Here is an 18,347-nt window from a genome sequence, read left to right as displayed (position 1 = left end):
CGATTGGCAGGAAGTTCCCGGCAGAGTCCAGTGCCTTACTTACCTTCGTTAGTCTTCCGACCACGTACCACGGCTTCTTCTCTACGCCGACTCGGTCGAGCACTGACTTCATTGCAGAATATAGGGGCGTTCCTGGCTTGATCTGATCCCGGGCGAACATCGAACGAGCCTCGTCGAGCGCCGCCTGGAGGTTTCTGACCGCCGGTCCGCCGGGAGAGTTCGGGAGCGCGCCTCGGGGGCCTGCCATCCAGGAAAACACCGCCGTCGGTGTGCGCTGGTAGAGCCAGCGGGGGAGCACTCCGACCGAAGAGCTCCTCTGGAGACGTCAGCTTCGCGATTGCATCGTTGAGGGCTTCTGCTCCGGCGGCATGGCCGAGTCGGGTCAGCTCCGCGGCCATCCGTCCTTCAGCGCGCTTGCAGGCGCGTCCGACATGTTGACGCAGATAGCTAGCCTGCTCTCGAAACGCTGCTATGGCGTCGTCAGTCTCAGAGAGCAGTGCGACCAGGTCGGGGTCGTCGGCTGTCTGGCCCAACAACGAGCGAGCGAAGTCAAACAGGGGCTGGAGGCGGCGACGCATGTGGAGTGCCGCCTCGTTCTGCACCGCCAGATCCGTCAGAAGGGCTGCCAAACGTCCGACGTTGGACTGGTCGCGCAGCCATTGCTTATTCGTGGCGGCTGCCTCTGCCCACTGGTGCGCATCGGTCCACACGAGCGGGAAGTCTGCGATGTCCGGCACCACCCGCCGAAGGTTGGTGAGCACGCCCGGGCGGTTCTCTGCCAGTTCGCTCCCGGACTTGTTCACGGCGATCACCACGGACCCGTAGGGTGCGAGGTCCCGTACGGTGTCGAAGAGGTCAGCCGTCACATCGTCGAATCCCTCGACGGTCAGCGTGAAGACCACGACGTCGGCACTTCTGACAGCTTCCTCGGCCGCTCTGTCGCGCTCCATGTCGGTCCCGGCGCGCGCGCCCGGGGTGTCGACGATGTAATGACCGTGCCAGGGATAACTGGACGTCGCAACGGTCGTCTCGGCAACCCCGGTCGGAATGTTGAGACCAGTCAAGCAGTTGATAAGTGACGACTTGCCGGAACTGTGCTGGCCCACGAAGACTATGCGGATTTCGTTGGCACCCATGTCCAGCGATGGCACATTATCGTGAGCGATCAGATCGCCGTTGCTCTCTACGAGGGCGACCAGTGCGCTCCTGATCTCGGTCGCCCGTTGATATACGTCCGCAAGGGGAAGCGCCTGCGACTCACCCATGAGCGACCGGGACCGCAAGCGCTGACGGCTGGATGATGTGCGAGCGCAGCCTCATATTTTCTCCATGCCTGGAAAAGGATGCGAGAGCCGCATCGTGATAGGAAGCGAGCGAGCGCTCTATGTCCCTGGTGAGCTGATGGCTCGCCGTTTCCCGGTAGTTGGCGACCGCTCGCGAAATGGCATCCCGCAAGGCGTCCTCGCTCTCCATCCGCTTGTCTGTCTCCCGCCGATGAGAGGGCAGCTTCCTCGTCGCGACTCCGCGAGCAGCGCTCCTTACACCGATCTTGACCAGTTTGACGCCTGCCTTCTTGGCGAACGCCCGACCGCCAGCAGCCGCCATGCCGGCGGCGGGAGCGGCTCCGCCGCCGGTAGGGAGGAAGGCAGCGACAAGAATGGCGAGTTCTACGCCGTACTTCGCTATGTCCAGCCCTCGGCCGAGCGACGGATTCCCCTTGAGTTCCACACTAAGTCCCGGAGCTGGCGGCATTGACTCCAGGTGCAGGGTGGTGCCCGGCAACTGCCTCCTGGCGTGCTTTCGCACAGTTGCTGGAATATCCCTTAGATCTGCGAACCTCTGGATCCACGAGGTCAAGAAGCTCTCAGCTGCCTTCTTCGGCGACCCCACATTTCGAGCCGCGGTGAGCGCTGCTTCCAGGTCCGTCTCGAGCCGATCGCACTTCTCACTCACCCGCTGCTGAGCGAAGTCGCTGATGGAGCGAGCCGCGTCAGTGTAAGCGCGGTCAACGCGGGCAGAAAGCAACTCCGTCAGTCGGGCATGGGCGTCGAGATACTCGAGCGTCGAGCGTCGCGTCTCTCCGAGGAGGTCTGCGACCCTGCGCGACCTCGCATCCATGAGATCGGCATCATCGAGGCAGCGGTGCGCTTCGAGTTCGAGCGCTGCGGCCACCGCACCGAGATTCGAGGCATCGGCCCACACGTTGCTGGCGTCCTGGCCTCCCCACCGCAGCCTCGCCGCATCGAAGTGCGCGTGGAGCACGGCGCGAGGGGTGACGCCGCGAGCCGCCAGCTTCTCGGTCAGATGTGCCACATGCTCGTCGCGATGAGTGAGCAGTTGGGGCGGCGCGTCTGCGCTGAGGTCCTCGGGAAGCAGGGCGCGCTTGTGGTTGACGACCACGAGCATCGGAGCGCCGTCACGCGCAATGGTCGCGACGTCATCGAGCGTCTGCGGTTGTGGTGGGTCGTTCGACACCACCCAGACGAGCAGGTCCGCGGTCGAGGCCGCGAGCCTAGTCAGAGCGGTGTCGTCTGACCCGCGGAATGCGCCGACGCCGGGAGTGTCGATGTAGTCGACCTGCCCCGCGCACCACTCGATGATCCGTCTCGTGGTTCGTTGGTCGCCTCGGCCTATCTCCTCCTCCCCCGTCCCGGTAAGGGCATGTCTGAAGGTGCTCTTCCCGGCCTTGGTTCTGCCGACAAGCGCGACGAGAGGGGTTCCCATGACTGAGCGTTCGACTGCCCGCTTGGCCAAAGCGAGTTGATCGCGTAAGTCTCGTACAGCACGGTGCGCGGATGGGAGCTCCTCGAGGAGTCGTTCAAGTACGAGCATCTCGTCGAAGATCTCGGGAGCGCAGCGCCCTCCCTCGGCGAGATCGATGGCTGACGGCAATGAGTCCAACAACGCACCTGTCCTGTCCACGGAGATCTCTGCGTCAGGATGGCACGGTCCGATACTCGACGGCTCGCGTTCTGGCGTCGGAGTTTGACGATTACGCGCGCGGAGGACGACCCACTGGTAGTTCGGACGATCGTGGCAGCAAATAGGCGGTGTATCGCTTCCGTCCGCGGACGCAGCCGATACGATCGAACGGTTGTCACCACCGCTGAACCGAGGTCGATCCAGACGTGAATACCGCCGTAGCTGCCGCAGTGCATGAGGACACCTTCGCGGCGGCGCCTGGCTCCGTCGTCGTCGTCCGCGACCAGGAGTGGCTCGTCACCGGGGTCGAGCGAGCGACGGACGGTTGGTTCGTCCACGTCCAAGGCCTCTCCGAGCTGGTAAGGGACACCGAGGCCACCTTCTCCACCGCCCTGGACCATGTCGTCGAGTCCGACCCGCGAAAGACCAACGTGGTCGCCGACGACTCGCCCGGCTACCGCAAGAGCCGGCTCTGGCTCGAGGCGATGCTCCGCAAGACCGCCATCCCGGTCACGGACCCGCGCCTGACGGTCGCCCACCGCGGGCTGGCCGACCCGCTGCCGTACCAGGTCGCCGCCGTGCGTCAGGCGCTCGATCCCGAGAACCTCCGCCCGCGCATCCTGCTCGCCGACGCCGTCGGCCTGGGCAAGACGATCGAGATCGGCATGATCCTCGCCGAGCTCGTCCGCCGCGGTCGCGGCGAGCGGATCCTCGTCGTAACCCCGCGTCACGTCCTCGAGCAGATGCAGCGTGAGCTCTGGACCCGCTTCGCGCTGCCGTTCGTCCGCCTCGATTCGGTCGGCATCCAGCGCATCCGGCAGAAGCTGCCCGCCAACCGCAACCCGTTCGCCTTCTACAAGCGCGTCATCGTCTCCATCGACACCCTCAAGTCGGACCGGTACCTCGCCCACCTCGAGAAGCAGCGCTGGGACGCGGTCGTTATCGACGAGTCCCACAACGTCACGAACTACGGCAACCAGAACAACCGCCTCGCTCGCCTGCTCTCCACCCGGACCGACGCGCTGATCCTCGCCTCGGCCACGCCGCACAACGGCCGGGCCGAGTCGTTCGCCGAGCTCGTGCGCATGCTCGAGCCGAGCGCCGTGCGGCCGGACGGCTCCCTGGACGAGGAGCTCGTCACGCGGCTCATCATCCGCCGCCACCGGCACTCGCCCGACGTCGCGAGCACCGTCGGCGCGGACTGGGCGGAGCGTCTCGCGCCGCGCAACATCCCCGTCGCCGCGGCTCCGGGCGAGGACGAGATCGCCGAGGAGCTCGAGCGAGTCTGGCTCTACCCCGAGGGCGGGGCGAGCCCGGCCTCCGGCCGCAGCAACCGGCTCTTCCCGTGGACGCTCGCCAAGGCGTTCCTCTCCTCGCCGGCTGCCCTGCTCGAGACCGTCAAGGAACGACGACGGCGCATCGCGGCCAACCCGGGCGCGGACCAGAGGCGGGAGGACGAGGCGCTCGACCGCCTCGAGCAGCTCGCCCTGCGAGCCCGCGACGAACGGTCGGCCAAGTACGACAAGCTCGTTGAGGTGCTCAGGGAGATCGGCGTCGGCGCACGGTCCGCCGAGCGCGCCGTCGTCTTCGCCGAACGCGTGCCCACCCTCAAGTGGCTGCAGCAGCGCCTCGTGACCGACCTCGGCCTCAAGGACGAGAACGTCGCCGTCCTCCACGGAGGCCTCGACGACGTGACCCAGCAGGAGATCGTCGAGTCCTTCAAGCAGACGTCCTCGCCCATCCGCGTCCTTGTGACCGGCGACGTCGCCTCCGAGGGTGTCAACCTCCACACCCAGTGCCACCAACTCATCCACTTCGACATCCCGTGGAGCCTCATCCGGATCGAGCAGCGCAACGGCCGCATCGACCGGTACGGGCAACGTCACCGCCCCCAGATCACCACCCTCCTCCTGCAGCCCTCGAGCGAACGGTTCAAGGGCGACATCCGCGTCCTGACCAGACTCATCGAGAAGGAGCACGAGGCCCACAAGGCCCTCGGGGACTCCGCCTCCCTGATGGGGGAGTACGACGTCAAGGCGGAGGAGGACGCGATCGCGGCCGTCCTCGCCGGCCAGCGCGAGCTCGACCACGTCGTCAAGGAGGTCGACGACGTCGTTGCCGGAGACACCATCGCTGCCCTGTTCGCCCGCCTTACCCAGCAGCCGACCACCCCGGCGGCGGAGGCGGCGCCGGAGACGCTCGGCGACGCCCTCTTCGAGACCGACCTCGCTTTTCTCGACGACGCGCTCGAGCAGGTGCTTGAGACGCCAGCCTCTCCGCCGCCGAACGGTGTCTCCTGGCGCAACCACCGCAACCACCACGTCGCCGAGCTCGTGCCCCAGGCAGACCTCCGCCAGCGGCTCGAGATCCTGCCCCAGCCGTACCTCGCCGCCCGCCACGTCACGCAGAAGCTCATGCTCGCGACCACCCGGCAGCGGGGTCAGCAGGAGCTCGAGCGCGCCCTGAATGACGAGACACAGTCGGCCTGGCCCGAGGCGTCCTTCCTTGCTCCGCTGCACCCCGTCCTGGACTGGGTCTCCGACCGTGCGCTGGCGAACCTCGGGCGCGACCAGGTCTTCGCCGTCCGCGGCGACGGCGATGACCTCACCGTCGTCCTCCAGGGCACGCTTACCAACAAGCGAGGTCAGGTCGTCGCAACGGGCTATCTCACCGCAGCGTTCCCCAACCCGGACAATCCCCGGTTCTGCCTCCCCGAGGCGCACGCCTCGGCCACCGAGGCTCTTGCCGCCGCCGGCTTCACGGCGCAGGCCGTCAACACGGGTGCCGTGCCGGACGCCGCAGTGCTCCAGCGGTACGTCGGCGCCGCCGTCGACTCCGCCACGCCCCTGATGGCGGACGTGACCGTCGCGGCCTCCACGGCGACCGAGGAACGGGTGCGCCGGTGGCTCGACCGCACCCAACGATGGGACGCGGAGTCCGCCGACCTCGTTAAACGCGCCCAGCTCCTCGACCGCAAGGCCCGCGTCGACGCCGAACGGGCACTCGCCGAGACCATGCTGCCGAGCCGCACGCTCGTGCGCCCGCTTCTCGTCGTCGTCCCGAAAGAGTTCGATCAGAGCATGACCGAAGGACAAATCTGATGGCCTCCAGCGACGCCCTCATCGTCGGCGAGGGGTGGATCAGCGAGCACTACTTCACCACCGATGCCACCAAGCAGTCCTTCCAGGCCCGTGTGCTCGAGCGGCGCAAGGCGTGGGAGGAGATCAAGGACATCGGCTCCGTCCGGACCCGGTTCACCCAGCACCGGCGCTGGCTCCTCGACCAGTTCGCCACCCTGGGCGAGTCGCAGAACCCGGCCGGCACGCTGCGCGAGGTGTACGACCGCCTCCTCGACGTCCTCGGCTACCGCGGCGTCGGCCTACGGATGGAGAACCCCGACCCCACCTCGCCCGTGCTCCGCGCCAGCGTGCCCGGCATCGAGGCCGAGTCGCCCCTCGCCGTCGTCCAGGGAACCGCCGTGGAGTCCGTCGACGACCTCCTCGCCAAGGACGCCCCCGACCCTGCTGACGGAGTACTGGTTCGACGAGAAGACGAAGCTCGTATCAGTCGCCAGAACCGTCTCGACCCTCTTCGTCTCCGACGACGCACCCGAGTTCGTCCTCGTCCTCGCCGGCCGCTTCGCGATTGTCGCGGAGCGCGAGCGCTGGGCCGAGGGGCGGTACCTCGCCATCGACCTCCAGCTGGTGTGCGAGCGCAACGACGACCGGCGGGGCGGCGAGGTCGACAAGGCACTCACCTGCCTGAGCGCCGAGTCCGTGGCTCCCGACGCCGAGGGCACGATCTGGTGGCACGACGTTCTCGAGGAGTCGGTCAGGCACACCGTCGGCGTCTCGCAGGACCTCCGCGAAGGCGTCCGACTTTCCATCGAGATCATCGGCAACGAGGTGGTCCGCCGCCGGAGGCTCCGAGGGCTTCAGCCTCTGCCCGCCGACCAGGCCCAGCCACTGGCGAAGCAGGCGCTGCGGTTCCTGTACCGCATCCTCTTCCTGCTCTACGCCGAGGCGTCCCCGGAGATGGGCGTCCTCCCCAATGGGGCGTCCGAGTACGAACGCGGCTACAGCCTCGACCGCCTTCGCGACCTCACGCTCGTCGAGCTCACCTCCCCGCGCGCCAAGGAGAGCACCCACCTTTATCAGTCCCTGGCCGTGCTTTTCCGGCTCGTCAACGAGGGGCACAACGGCGCGCCTTCCGCCGACGACGCAGGCGCGGCCCTCGAGGGGCTCACCTTCCGCAACCTCAAGGCCGACCTTTTCGACTCGGAGGCGACGGCCCTCATCGACGAGGTCGGCCTCGGGGACGAGGCCATGCAGCAGGTGCTCCGACACCTCCTGCTCAGCAAGGAGGCCCGCGGCAAGGACCGTGGCTTCATCTCGTACGCCGAGCTCGGAATTAACCAGCTCGGCGCCGTCTACGAGGGCCTCATGTCCTACACCGGCTTCTTCGCCGAGGAGGACCTCTACGAGGTCGCCAAGAACGGCGACGCCTCCAAGGGCTCCTGGGTGGTTCCCGTCCACCGGGCGGACCACCTCTCGCAGCAGGACTTCGTTAAGACGGAGGACCCGGACACCGGGGAGCGGAGAGCCGTCCTGCACCAGAGGGGCACGTTCGTCTTCCGTCTCTCCGGCCGGGCCCGCCAGCAGTCCGCGTCCTACTACACCCCCGAGGTGCTGACCCGATTCGCTGTCTCTCAGGCGCTCGCCGAGCTCCTCGACCAGGACGGCCGCACGACGTCCGCGCGCGAGGTCCTCGACCTCACCGTGTGCGAGCCCGCGCTCGGCTCCGGTGCGTTCGCCATCGAGGCCGTCCGGCAGCTTGCCGAGGAGTACCTCCGACGCCGGCAGGACGAGCTCGACCTGCGGATCGACCCCGACGAGTACCCCCCGAGCCCTCCAGAGGGTCAAGGCGTACCTCGCGCTCCACCAAGTCTACGGCGTCGACCTCAACGCCACCGCCGTCGAGCTCGCCGAGATCTCGCTGTGGCTCGACACCATGGTCGCCGGGCTCGACGCGCCCTGGTTCGGGCTCCACTTGCGCCGTGGCAACTCCCTCATCGGAGCCCGGCGGGCCGTGTACGGACGCAGCCAAGTCTCCGACAAGTCCTGGCTCCGGGCCGTACCGCGTGACGTCCCCATGACTTCGCTCGCCGAAGACGCCGAGAATGACCGCCTGGCCACCGGCCTCAACGGTGGCATCCACCACTTCCTCCTACCAGCATTCGGGTGGGGATCGGGTATCGCACTCAACGAGGCCAAGGAGATCGGGGACCTCGCCGCCGAAGTGCGAACGGCATTGCGCGGGTGGCAGCGGTCCATGCGCTCGAAGCCGACTAAGAAGCAGAGCGACGCGCTCATTGACCTGTCTTATCGGGTCGAGCGGGTCTGGCAGATTGCCCTGCGCCGCCTGCAAGTCGCCGAGCAGGAGATCCGGCGCTCGATCGACGTCTGGGGCGCCGACGACCTCCCGGTGGGCGGGCGCGTGCAGCGGCAGCAGATCGAGGACGCGCTCAACGATGTCGGTAGTGGCTACCGGCGGCTACGCCGCGTCATGGACGCCTGGTGCGCCCTGTGGTTCTGGCCCCTCACCGAGAGCCGGACCACGATCGTGGTGGACGGCGAGCGGAGGCGGGTCTACCCGCCCACGCTCGACCAGTGGATCGAGGCCCTCCAGCTCCTGCTCGGCCGGCACTCAGGGAACGCCCGCACCGCACGTGGCGGCGACCAGACCCTCGGCTCCGTGACGACCTGGGAGGACTTAGGCACCTACGAGAAGCTTGACCTCGCTTCGCCAGCGCCGCCCGCGTCGATGACGTGCTCCGGCGCCACCCGTGGCTGCTGGTGTGCGAGGCAGTCGCCGAAGAGCAGGGGTTCTTCCACTGGGAGCTGGACTTCGCAGCACCTATGGCGCGTGGTGGTTTCGACCTGCAGTTGGGGAACCCGCCGTGGGTGCGGCCACGCACCGACTTGTCTGCGCTCCTCGCCGAAGGCGACCCCTGGTGGCAGTTGTCGTCGCGACCGACCCAGGCCGAGCGAAATGAGCGCCAGCGCGAATCTCTCGCACTACCAGGCATCTCAGACTTGGTGATCGAAGGTATTGCCGACACGTCTTCGGTGCTTGCATTCGCTGGTGACACCGCCAACTTCCCACACCTCGCTGGCCTCCAGCCGGACCTCTATCGCTGCTTCATGGAGCAGACGTGGCGGCACGCGTCTGGCCGCGGCACCGTTGGGCTTGTCCACCCCGAGACCCATTTCACGGACGAGAAGGCCGGAATCCTGCGTCGAGCCACGTACCAGCGGCTGCGCCGGCACTGGCAGTTCCTCAACGAGCTAATGCTCTTCGATATCGACCACCACGTGAGCTACGGCGTGCACGTGTATGGCGCCGCCCGGGAGCCGGCTTTCCTTCACGCGACGTCGCTGTACCACCCGGACACCGTAGAGCGGTCCTTCAGGCATGACGGCACCGGACTGGAGCCGGGCCTCAAGGACCCCGGCGGCAACTGGGATCTACGCCCCCACTCCAACCGGATTATCGAGGTCACACCCGAGGTGCTGAGAACCTGGCATGACGTACTTGAAAACGACGACCTGCCAGTTGGAAATACCCGCATGGTTTATACGGTGAGCCGCTCCTCGGCTGATGTGCTCGGCAAGCTCGTGGCTGCCCCGCGGGTTGGTTCACTCGGCTTGAAGTTCTCTCGAGGTTGGGACGAAAGCCGAGATCGAAAGGCGGGGCGATTCTCGCCCAGCTGGGGCCGCGCGCAATCTTGGGACGACGTAATCCTTCAGGGCCCGCACCTGCACGTCGTGACGCCGTTCTACAAGTCGCCCAACCCGACGATGCGCCACAACCTCGATTGGTCACCCGTCGACCTCGAACGGCTGCCGGCGGATGCCGTCCCCGTGACGTCGTACAAGCCAGCCGGCGACCGGTATCGGTATGACTGCGCCTATACCGACTGGGGCACAGAGGCGAGACCCATGCCCGCGCGCGACTTCTACCGGATCGCCTGGCGCCGCATGGCGGCCACCACCGGAGAACGGACCCTCATCTCTGCCATAGTTCCCCCGGGCGCGACTCATGTGCACCCCGTACACACCCTCGCGCTGCCGACCGAAGATCTGGAAACCCTCGCAGTGCTCGAGGGATTCATGTCGGCACTACTTCTCGACTTCACGATCCGGTCGGTTCCTAAGTCCGAGATCCTTTTCAGCTCAGTCGCCCGACTGCCGTTCGCTGCGACAGAACCGATACGAGCAGCGCTGGCCCTGCGTTCCGCTCGCCTCAATTGCCTCACGGCCGGTTTCGCGCCCCTGTGGGAGGCGTTGAACCGTGAGAGTTTCCTCGGCGACCGGTGGACCGGCGGTATTGAGTACGAGGACCGCCCCGGCTTGGCCCCCGAGTCAATGGTGTGGTCCGTAGACACACCGCTGCGTCGCTCCGCCGACCGTCGGCAGGCACTCGTGGAGATCGACGCCCTTGTGGCCCTCGCGCTTGGTGTCACGGCCGATGAGCTGTGCAGCATCTACCGCACGCAGTTCCCGGTGCTGTACGGCTACGACCGCAACCGCGACCACTACGACGCCAACGGGCGCCTCGTCCCCGGCGAGGTGATCCGCACCTGGCGGGCCAGGGGTGATCGGATATCGGTCGAGGAGCGCACGGCCACGAATGCGGCCGGCTACACGTACACGTACGAACTCCCGTTTCGCACGCTCGACCGCGAGCACGACATGCGCGTCGCGTACGCGGAGTTCGAGCGGCGTCAGAAGGAGCGGTCATGACCGAGCTCCTGCCCACGGTCGAGGCGGAGACCATCCGCGAGTCGCTCCTCGACTACCTCACGACGACCTTCGCGCTCGCCGACGAGGATGCCCGCGCCGCCCTGGCGGAGTTCCTCGCCGACCCGGACGACGGCATCTTCAAGGGACCGTACGTCCGCCTCCGCCTTCCGTTCCGGTCGGCCGACGAAGGCTGGCGGGACAGTCTCGACTGGTACTCGGGGCCGACCCCGTATGGCCATCAGGCTGCCGCCTTCCGCCGCCTCGGCAGCACACATCTAGGCCCCGGGGAACGGCCAAAGCCGACTCTCGTCACTACCGGCACTGGGTCCGGCAAGACCGAGGCGTTCCTGTACCCGATCCTCGACCACGTGCTGCGCGCGAAGCGTGACGGTGTGACGGGGACGAAGGCGATCATCCTCTACCCGATGAACGCCCTGGCCAACGACCAGGCAGGTCGACTGGCGCGGCTGATCACCGACAACGGTGAGCTCGAGGGGGTGACCGCCGCGCTCTACACCGGTCAGGAGGGGAGCGAGCGCACCCTAGTTTCCACGGACGGCCTCATCACGAGCCGCCGCGAGATCCGGGACAACCCGCCCGACATCCTGCTCACCAACTACAAGATGCTCGACCAGCTGCTCCTGCGCGCGGACGACGCCCCGATCTGGGAGCGCAGCGCCCGGAGCCTGCAGTACCTCGTCCTGGACGAGTTCCACACCTACGACGGCGCCCAGGGCACCGACGTCTCGATGCTGCTGCGCCGACTCGGCCTCGCGCTCAAGAACTACTGGCCCGACGACGACCCGGCGTTCAGCGACGAGGACCGTGTCAGGCCGCTGGGACGCATCACACCGGTGGCCACGTCCGCCACGCTCGGTGACAAGGGCGACCCCGCCGCGATGCTCGCGTTCGCCCGTACCGTCTTCGGTGAGGAGTTCGGCGAGGACGCCGTCGTCACCGAGTCCCGCGTCTCCTTCGACGAGTGGACAGACGGAGCAGCCTCCCGGCTCCAGCAGCGTGGAATCGCGACCCCGGACCCGGTCGACGGGTGGCAAGCGGACGCGGAGCTCGTGAACCGCGTAGGCGAAGCCGTTGAACGGCTCGGCGATGAGGCGGTCGGTGCGACGCTAGCCCGAACCGTCCTTGCGGAGCTCTGGGCCGCGGACGGAGAACGGCCGTCCATCGACCCGACGGATACGGATCTGCTGCTCGACCTCGTCAAGGCGCATCCGATCACCGCCGAGCTGGTCCGCGTCGCGGAGCACGCGGTCTCGGTCCGCGACCTGGCGTGCGCCGTCGTCGTCGATAGGGCGCTTCCGAGCGCCGAGGCGGAGGAGTGGCAGGAGGCGAGCGAACGCTGCGTCGTAGCCGTCCTCGGCGCCGTCAGCCACGTCCGCGCCGTTGCCGGCCGCCAGGCCCTCACCGTCGATCTCCATCTGTGGGTTCGCGAGCTGACCCGCATCGACCGGACCGCGACGGTCAACCCGCAGTACCTGTGGAGCGACGACGGAGAGGTGACGTCGGCCAGTGGCGACGGTGTCGCCGGAACCCCGCTGCCCGCGCTGTACTGCCGGCACTGCGGCCGCTCGGGGTGGGGCGTGGTGCTCGCGCCCACCGGCACCGACCTCGACACCGACGACACCCGTATCCGCGCCCGTCACCTCCAGGGGGACGACCGGTTCCGCGCACTTATCTACGCACCCGCCGAGGGCCGCGACGCCGAGACGAATCCATCGGACCCGGGCGGAGGGAACCTCCGCTGGCTCCACGAGCACGAGCGCCGCCTGGTCGGTGCGCTGCCCGCCGACGAGGAGGACCTGCGCACAGGGCGGCTTCTCCCGGTCCTCGTCCACACCGGCGACGACGCCGGCGAGCTCGCCAAGAAGGACACGTGCCCGTCCTGCCTGCAGGACGACGGCATCCGGTTCCTCGGTTCCGCCATCGCCACGCTCCTGTCGGTCACGCTCTCCACCCTTTTCGGTCAGCGGCGGCTGGACCAGCAGGAGAAGAAGGCCCTCGTCTTCACCGACTCCGTCCAGGACGCTGCGCACCGCGCCGGGTTCGTCCAGAGCCGTTCCCACGCCCTCACACTCCGCGCCCTCATCCGGGCTGCGGTCGGCGAGGAACCGGTCAGCCTCGACGACCTCGTCGAGCGCATCATCGCGGACGCCGGCGACGACGAGTACCGCCGCTACCGCATCCTCCCGCCAGACCTCGCCGACCGGGACGCCTTCGTCGACTTCTGGCAGGCCCCCACCCTCCGGCGGGTGCCGGCCAGTGTCCTACGTCGCGTCCGCCGTCGCCTCCTCCTCGACATCCAGCTCGAGTTCGGCCTCCAGTCCGGCGTCGGCCGCACCCTGGAGCGGACGGGCTCGCTCGTGGCCGAGGTCGACGTGGCTGAGGCTCTTCTCCTCCGGTGCGCGGAGCAGGTGCTCGAGGACGCCAGCGGGATGCTCGACGGTCTGGGCCCCGACCACGACCGCCTGATCGCCTGGGGCCGCGGGCTCCTCACCCGGATGCGGAAGCAGGGTGCCATCGACCACGAGTGGTTCGTCAGGTACCGCCAGGAGGACGGGAACCGGTACTCCATCTGGGGCGGTCGACGCCGCAGCGACGGCATGCCGGCCTTCCCCAAGGGACGGCCCGCGCCCGGCTACCCCCGGATCGGCGGAGGGACTGGTAGCGACACCGACCTCGAACCGGTGGGCAGCGCCCGCGGCTGGTACGCCCGCTGGACCGCCCAGGCGCTCCAGGTCGCACCCAACGATGGCGCTACGCTCGCCCGGCTCCTCGTCCAGCAGCTCGCCAGGAACGACGTCCTCCACGCGACGGCGTCGAAGAGCAACGGCACCGTCTTCGCCGTCCCGGCCTCCGCCGTCGTCGTCCACCCGGTCCTTCTGGAGGACCTGCGGGCGGGAAGACACATGCTGCAGTGCTCGCTGTGCGAGTCGCTCACGCCCGGCACCGCCACCGTCGTCCGGCAGCTTGCCGGGGCGCCCTGCCTCGTGGCGCGCTGCGCCGGCGTGCTGCAGCCCGTCAGCCGCGACGACAACTTCTACCGGAGGCTCTACTCGAGCACGGAGGCCAGCCGCGTCGTCGCCCGCGAGCACACCTCGCTGCTGCCCGACGAGGTCCGTCTCGCGTACGAGCAGGCGTTCAAGGAGGTCGACGCCGGACCTCAGGCGCCGAACGTCCTCGTCGCCACGCCTACCCTGGAGATGGGCATCGACATCGGTGACCTCTCCACCGTCATGCTCTCCTCGCTGCCGCGCAGCGTCTCCTCCTACCTCCAGCGGGTGGGGCGTGCCGGTCGACTCACCGGCAACGCTCTCGTCCTCACCTACGTCACCGGCCGCGGTGAGCACCTGCCCCGACTCGGCGATCCCCTCTCGGTCATCAACGGCAAGGTCAGGCCTCCGGCCACCTACCTCGACGCCGAGGAGATCCTCCGACGGCAGCTCATCGCGTCGATCGCCGACACGGTCGCGCGCGACAGCACCGCACCGCATCCCCGCCGCGCCTCCGAGGCACTCGGTAGCGCCGAACCCGGCAGCTACCTCCACGCGCTCGCCCACGCCGCCGAGAGCGACCCGAACCTGACCGAACGGTTCCTCGCCGGCTTCCCCAGCCTCTCCGACGCCTCTCGCGAGGCGCTCCATGACTGGGCGCGTCCCCGGGGCGGCGTCCCCCGGCACGAGCCCGCTCGCACAGCGGCTCGCGGAGGCGTCACACCGCTGGAACCACACGGTCGAAACGCTGCAGCACCGTCGTCAGGAGATCCAGACGAGCATTCCGGAGCTGCGGCAGCGGGCCGACTCGCCCGCGGCGTCCGACGAGGACAAGGCCGCCCTGCGTGCCGCGGAGGCCGGGTACAAACTCACGGGCAAGCAGCTCGCCGAGCTGATGGGCGAGTACTGGATCGGGGTGCTCGAGGAGCACGGTCTGCTGCCCAACTACACCCTCCTCGACGACACCGTGACGCTCGACGTCTCGATCAGCTGGATCGACCCGGACACCGGCGACTTCCAGACCGAGCCCCGGGACTTCTCGCGCGGCTCCGCGCTGGCGCTGCGCGACTTCGCACCAGGCGCGACCTTCTACGCGAGCGGGTACGCCATCACGATCGACGCCGTCGATCTCGGCCACGACGCCGAGGCCGTCCGCACCCACGCCTTCTGCGCGGCCTGCGGGTACTCGCAGGACGTGACCGAGTCCGCGCAGCAAGGGACTCTTGCCGCCTGCCCGCGGTGCGGCGACCAGAGTTTCGCCGACCTCAAGCAGCGCATCGAGGTCGTGGAGCTCGAGAAGGTGTCCTCGGCCACCAGGCGCGACCGCGCCACCATCGACGACTCCCGCGATGACCGCGTCCGCGAGCAGTACACCGTGGTCACCGCCGCAGACGTCGACCCGGCGAAGGTCGCGCGACGCTGGTTCGTCGAGGACTACGGGTTCGGCGCCCGCTACCTGCGCGACATGACCATCCGCTGGATCAACCTGGGGCGTGCCTCCGGGCGCGGCACCGGCCGTTCGGTGGCGGGCGAAGAGATCAACGCACCGCTCTTCCGCGTCTGCGCCGCCTGCGGCCACCAGGACACCAGCACGCACAAGAACAACGTCACCGAGCACCGGCCCTGGTGCCCCAACCGGCGCGCCGCCGCCGAGACCACCCGCTCGGTCGCGCTGTCCCGGACCCTGCGGACCGAGGGTCTCGTGCTGCGCCTGCCGACCTCGGTCACGCTCGGTGACCGGTACGCCGTCCCGAGCCTGGCGGCCGCCCTGCTGCTGGGACTGCGGGAGCGTATCGGCGGCGACCCGGACCACCTCGCCGTCGCCACGATCGTCGACCCCACGCCCGACCCGTCCGACACCAACGAGCAGGCCCTCCTGCTGCACGACGTCGTCCCCGGCGGCACCGGCTACCTCGCCGAGCTCGCCGCCCCGGGAATCGTCTGGGAGATCCTGCACCGCGCCTGGCAGATCGTCCGCGACTGCGAGTGCCGGCACGAGGAACGGCTCGCCTGCCACCGCTGCCTTCTGCCCTTCGCCCAGCCGTACGGCGAGAAGTGGGTGTCCCGCGCGACGGCGGAGAGGCACCTGCGCGAGATTCTCCTCAGTGGTGACCGCTCCGGTTCCCAGGAGGTGCCCGCCACCATGTCTTGGACCTGCACCGAGGAGGACGCCCGCTCCTTCGACCCCGAGTCGCACCTCGAGCAGCGCTTCCGGGCGGTCCTCGCCGAGCGTCTCGAGGCGGTGGGAGCCTCCGTCGCCGAGCAGCCCACGAGCGCCGGCAACCGGTGGATCATCCGGGTAGCCGGCCGTGTCTGGACGCTCGAGCCGCAGGAGCTCGCGCTCGGGTCGAAGCCCGACTTCATCCTGAGGTGCGAGCAACCGGGCATCCCGGAGGTCGTGATCTTCACGGACGGCTGGCGCTTCCACGCGTCGCCCACCGTCAACCGGCTCGCGGACGACGCGCAGAAGCGCGAGGTCCTTCGCCTCGACGACCGCATCGTCCTCGGCGTCACCTGGCAGGACCTCGAGCTGCCCGCGGGCAGCATCACGGCGCCGCTGTGGTACAACGAATCCGGTCGCGGCGCCGTCGTCCAGGCCGCGGGCGGGGCGCTCAAGCCCGCACTCGTCGACCTCATCTCACGCGGACCGATCGACTTCCTCCTTCACTGGCTCCAGCAGCCGGACCCCGACGGCCTTGCGAGGGTCGCCGACTGGTTGCCGATGCTCGCCGTCGGTCCGACCACCTCCACGTTCGCCCTGCCCGAGGGGAGGTCGCTCGTGCAGGCCGCCGCCGACCTGCTCGACGGGAAGTCGTTCACCCCGACGGCGGGCGGATTCTCCGGCGCATGGGCCCACCGCATCGACACCCTCGTGCTGGCCGCCCGCATCACCGACCCGGCGACGATGACGACCGAGATCGTGGCCCTCCTCGACGACCGCGACACCGGGGTGGGGGAGGAGCACGCCGAGGCCTGGCGCGAGTGGCTGCGCCTCAGCAACCTCCTCGCGCTCCGCCAGAGCCCCACCACCATCTCGGTGCACAGCCTCGCGGCGACGACCGCCGCCCCGGCGCCGCCGACCGCGCCCTCCGCCGCCGCGGAGGAGTGGAGCGACATCTACGAGGACGCGACCGACAACGAACGCTTGGTCATCGACATCGTGTGGTGGGCCCAGGCCCCGGAACCCGTCATCGGCTTCGAGACCCAGGACGGTGTACCGCTGTCGATCTCGTGGCCCGACCGGCGCGTCGTTCTCGACCTGAATCTCGAGGCGGCAGAGCTGACCGAGCTGACCGAGTCGGGCTGGACGGTCGTCCCGGCCGACACCGACACCATCCGCGAGACGTTCTCGACCGCCAAGGAGCGCGCCTGATGCCCCAGATCGTCATGGGACCCAACCAGACCGGCAAGGTCGACCCGTCGGTGAAGAAGGCCGCGTACACGTTCCTCGAGAAGCTCGCCGAGAACGACGCTGTGCCGGGCCTTCACATCGAGCCGATCAACGGGTCCGTCGACCGGCGGGTGCGCACCGGCCGCGTGAACGACTTCTGGCGGGCGGTGCTCTTCAAGATCCAGGGGCAGGCCGACGAGGCCCACTACGTCTACGTGGGCGTTCTGCCCCACGACGACGCCATCACCTTCGCCAAGAAGACCCGGCTCAAGGTCAACCCGGTCAACGGCATCGCCGAGCTCGTCATGGCGACGGAGCCTCAGCAGCCGGCTGGCTACTCGCCGACTCTGTCGGCTCAGAACCAGGCCGGCAAGCAGGTGTCAGAGACTCACGCGGAAATCGCTGCGGACACGCCACTCGCCGAAGCGCAGCCTACGAATGGCCAGCCCGCGCCGGCAGAGCTGTTGCTCGCGCAGCACGGGGTCACCCTGGACGACCTCCTTGACCTCGGCGTCGACAAGGAGCTCGCCGAGGCTGCGGTGGGCATGACCACCGACGACGAGCTCCTCGCCCACGTCGAACGCGCCCCGGAGTGGCAGGCTCTTGCCCTCATCGACCTCGCGGGCGGCAAGCCCCTCGAGGACGTGCGCGCCACGCTCGGCATCGGCAAGGTCGAACTCCAGGGCGAGACGGAGACCGACGACGAGTTGCTGCGTGCGCTCCGGCACGAGGCGTCCCGGCTCGAGTTCGCGTTCATCGAGAGCGACGAGGAGCTGCGCAAGGCCATCGAGGAGGACGACTTCGCCGCCTGGCGCGTCTTCCTGCACCCAGAGCAGCGCCGCTACGCCACCGCGTCGTACAAGGGCCCTTTCCGTCTGTCGGGCGGCGCCGGCACCGGCAAGACCGTCGTTCTCCTGCACCGTGCCCGGCACCTCACCCGCCAGAACCCCGGCGCCAGCATCCTCCTCACTACGTTCAACAAGGTCCTCGCCGAGTCGTTGCAGATCGACCTCCGCCGTCTGGACCCGACACTCCGCATCGCCGAGAAGCTGGGGGGATCCGGGAATCTACGTCGCGGGCGTCGACTCAGCGGTCAGCTCGGTGATCCGGCGCGCGGGTGACGCCGTCGGCACAAGCGGTGCACTTCGAAGTGTCCTTGGCGAACGAAGTGCGGTCATCAGGGACCGCACGTCCGAGGACAGCGCCTGGCGCGACGCGATC

At 68.6% G+C, this 18,347-nt stretch carries 9 protein-coding genes; 7 read left to right on the top strand and 2 right to left on the bottom strand.

Annotated elements, in window-relative coordinates; translation table 11 throughout:
* Positions 1–35 precede the first annotated feature (35 nt).
* Entirely contained in the window at positions 36–1,265 is a 1,230-nt protein-coding gene (locus DA06_RS00315) for a GTPase domain-containing protein (protein WP_418606676.1), read from the bottom strand.
* Positions 1,258–2,922, bottom strand: coding sequence for a GTPase domain-containing protein (locus tag DA06_RS00310; protein ID WP_418606675.1), 1,665 nt, complete (start codon positions 2,920–2,922; stop codon positions 1,258–1,260). Before DA06_RS00310 ends, DA06_RS00315 begins: the two co-directional genes overlap by 8 nt.
* A gap of 230 nt (positions 2,923–3,152) precedes the next feature.
* On the opposite strand from DA06_RS00310, the gene DA06_RS00305 reads away from it, so the two are divergent.
* The 7 genes from DA06_RS00305 (at position 3,153) to DA06_RS00275 (ending at position 18,247) form a co-directional block, all read left to right on the top strand.
* Positions 3,153–6,023 carry a helicase-related protein gene (locus tag DA06_RS00305; RefSeq protein ID WP_043496466.1) on the top strand — a complete coding sequence of 957 codons (2,871 nt, stop codon included), beginning with the start codon at positions 3,153–3,155 and terminating at the stop codon, positions 6,021–6,023.
* A 603-nt stretch (positions 6,024–6,626) separates the two neighbouring features.
* Positions 6,627–8,066 (top strand): hypothetical protein, encoded by a 1,440-nt coding sequence (locus DA06_RS00300; protein ID WP_043496462.1) that lies wholly within the window; start codon positions 6,627–6,629, stop codon positions 8,064–8,066.
* A 7-nt stretch (positions 8,067–8,073) separates the two neighbouring features.
* Positions 8,074–9,024, top strand: coding sequence for a hypothetical protein (locus DA06_RS00295; protein WP_418606674.1), 951 nt, complete (start codon positions 8,074–8,076; stop codon positions 9,022–9,024).
* A complete protein-coding gene (locus tag DA06_RS00290; protein WP_418606673.1) occupies positions 9,018–10,727 on the top strand; it encodes a hypothetical protein in 1,710 nt (569 codons plus the stop codon). Before DA06_RS00295 ends, DA06_RS00290 begins: the two co-directional genes overlap by 7 nt.
* Entirely contained in the window at positions 10,724–15,088 is a 4,365-nt protein-coding gene (locus tag DA06_RS00285) for a DEAD/DEAH box helicase (RefSeq protein ID WP_418606672.1), read from the top strand. Before DA06_RS00290 ends, DA06_RS00285 begins: the two co-directional genes overlap by 4 nt.
* Entirely contained in the window at positions 15,021–17,108 is a 2,088-nt protein-coding gene (locus DA06_RS00280) for a DUF1998 domain-containing protein (RefSeq protein WP_418606671.1), read from the top strand. The genes DA06_RS00285 and DA06_RS00280 overlap by 68 nt, the downstream gene beginning before the upstream one ends.
* Positions 17,108–18,247: a UvrD-helicase domain-containing protein gene (locus DA06_RS00275; protein WP_052436171.1), complete on the top strand. Its 1,140-nt coding sequence runs from the start codon at positions 17,108–17,110 to the stop codon at positions 18,245–18,247. Before DA06_RS00280 ends, DA06_RS00275 begins: the two co-directional genes overlap by 1 nt.
* Positions 18,248–18,347 lie beyond the last annotated feature (100 nt).

This window comes from Georgenia sp. SUBG003, from assembly GCF_000715355.2.
Lineage (GTDB): Bacteria > Actinomycetota > Actinomycetes > Actinomycetales > Actinomycetaceae > Georgenia.
Note: the sequence above shows the minus strand (reverse complement) of the source record. Positions and strands in the feature narration are given on the sequence as shown.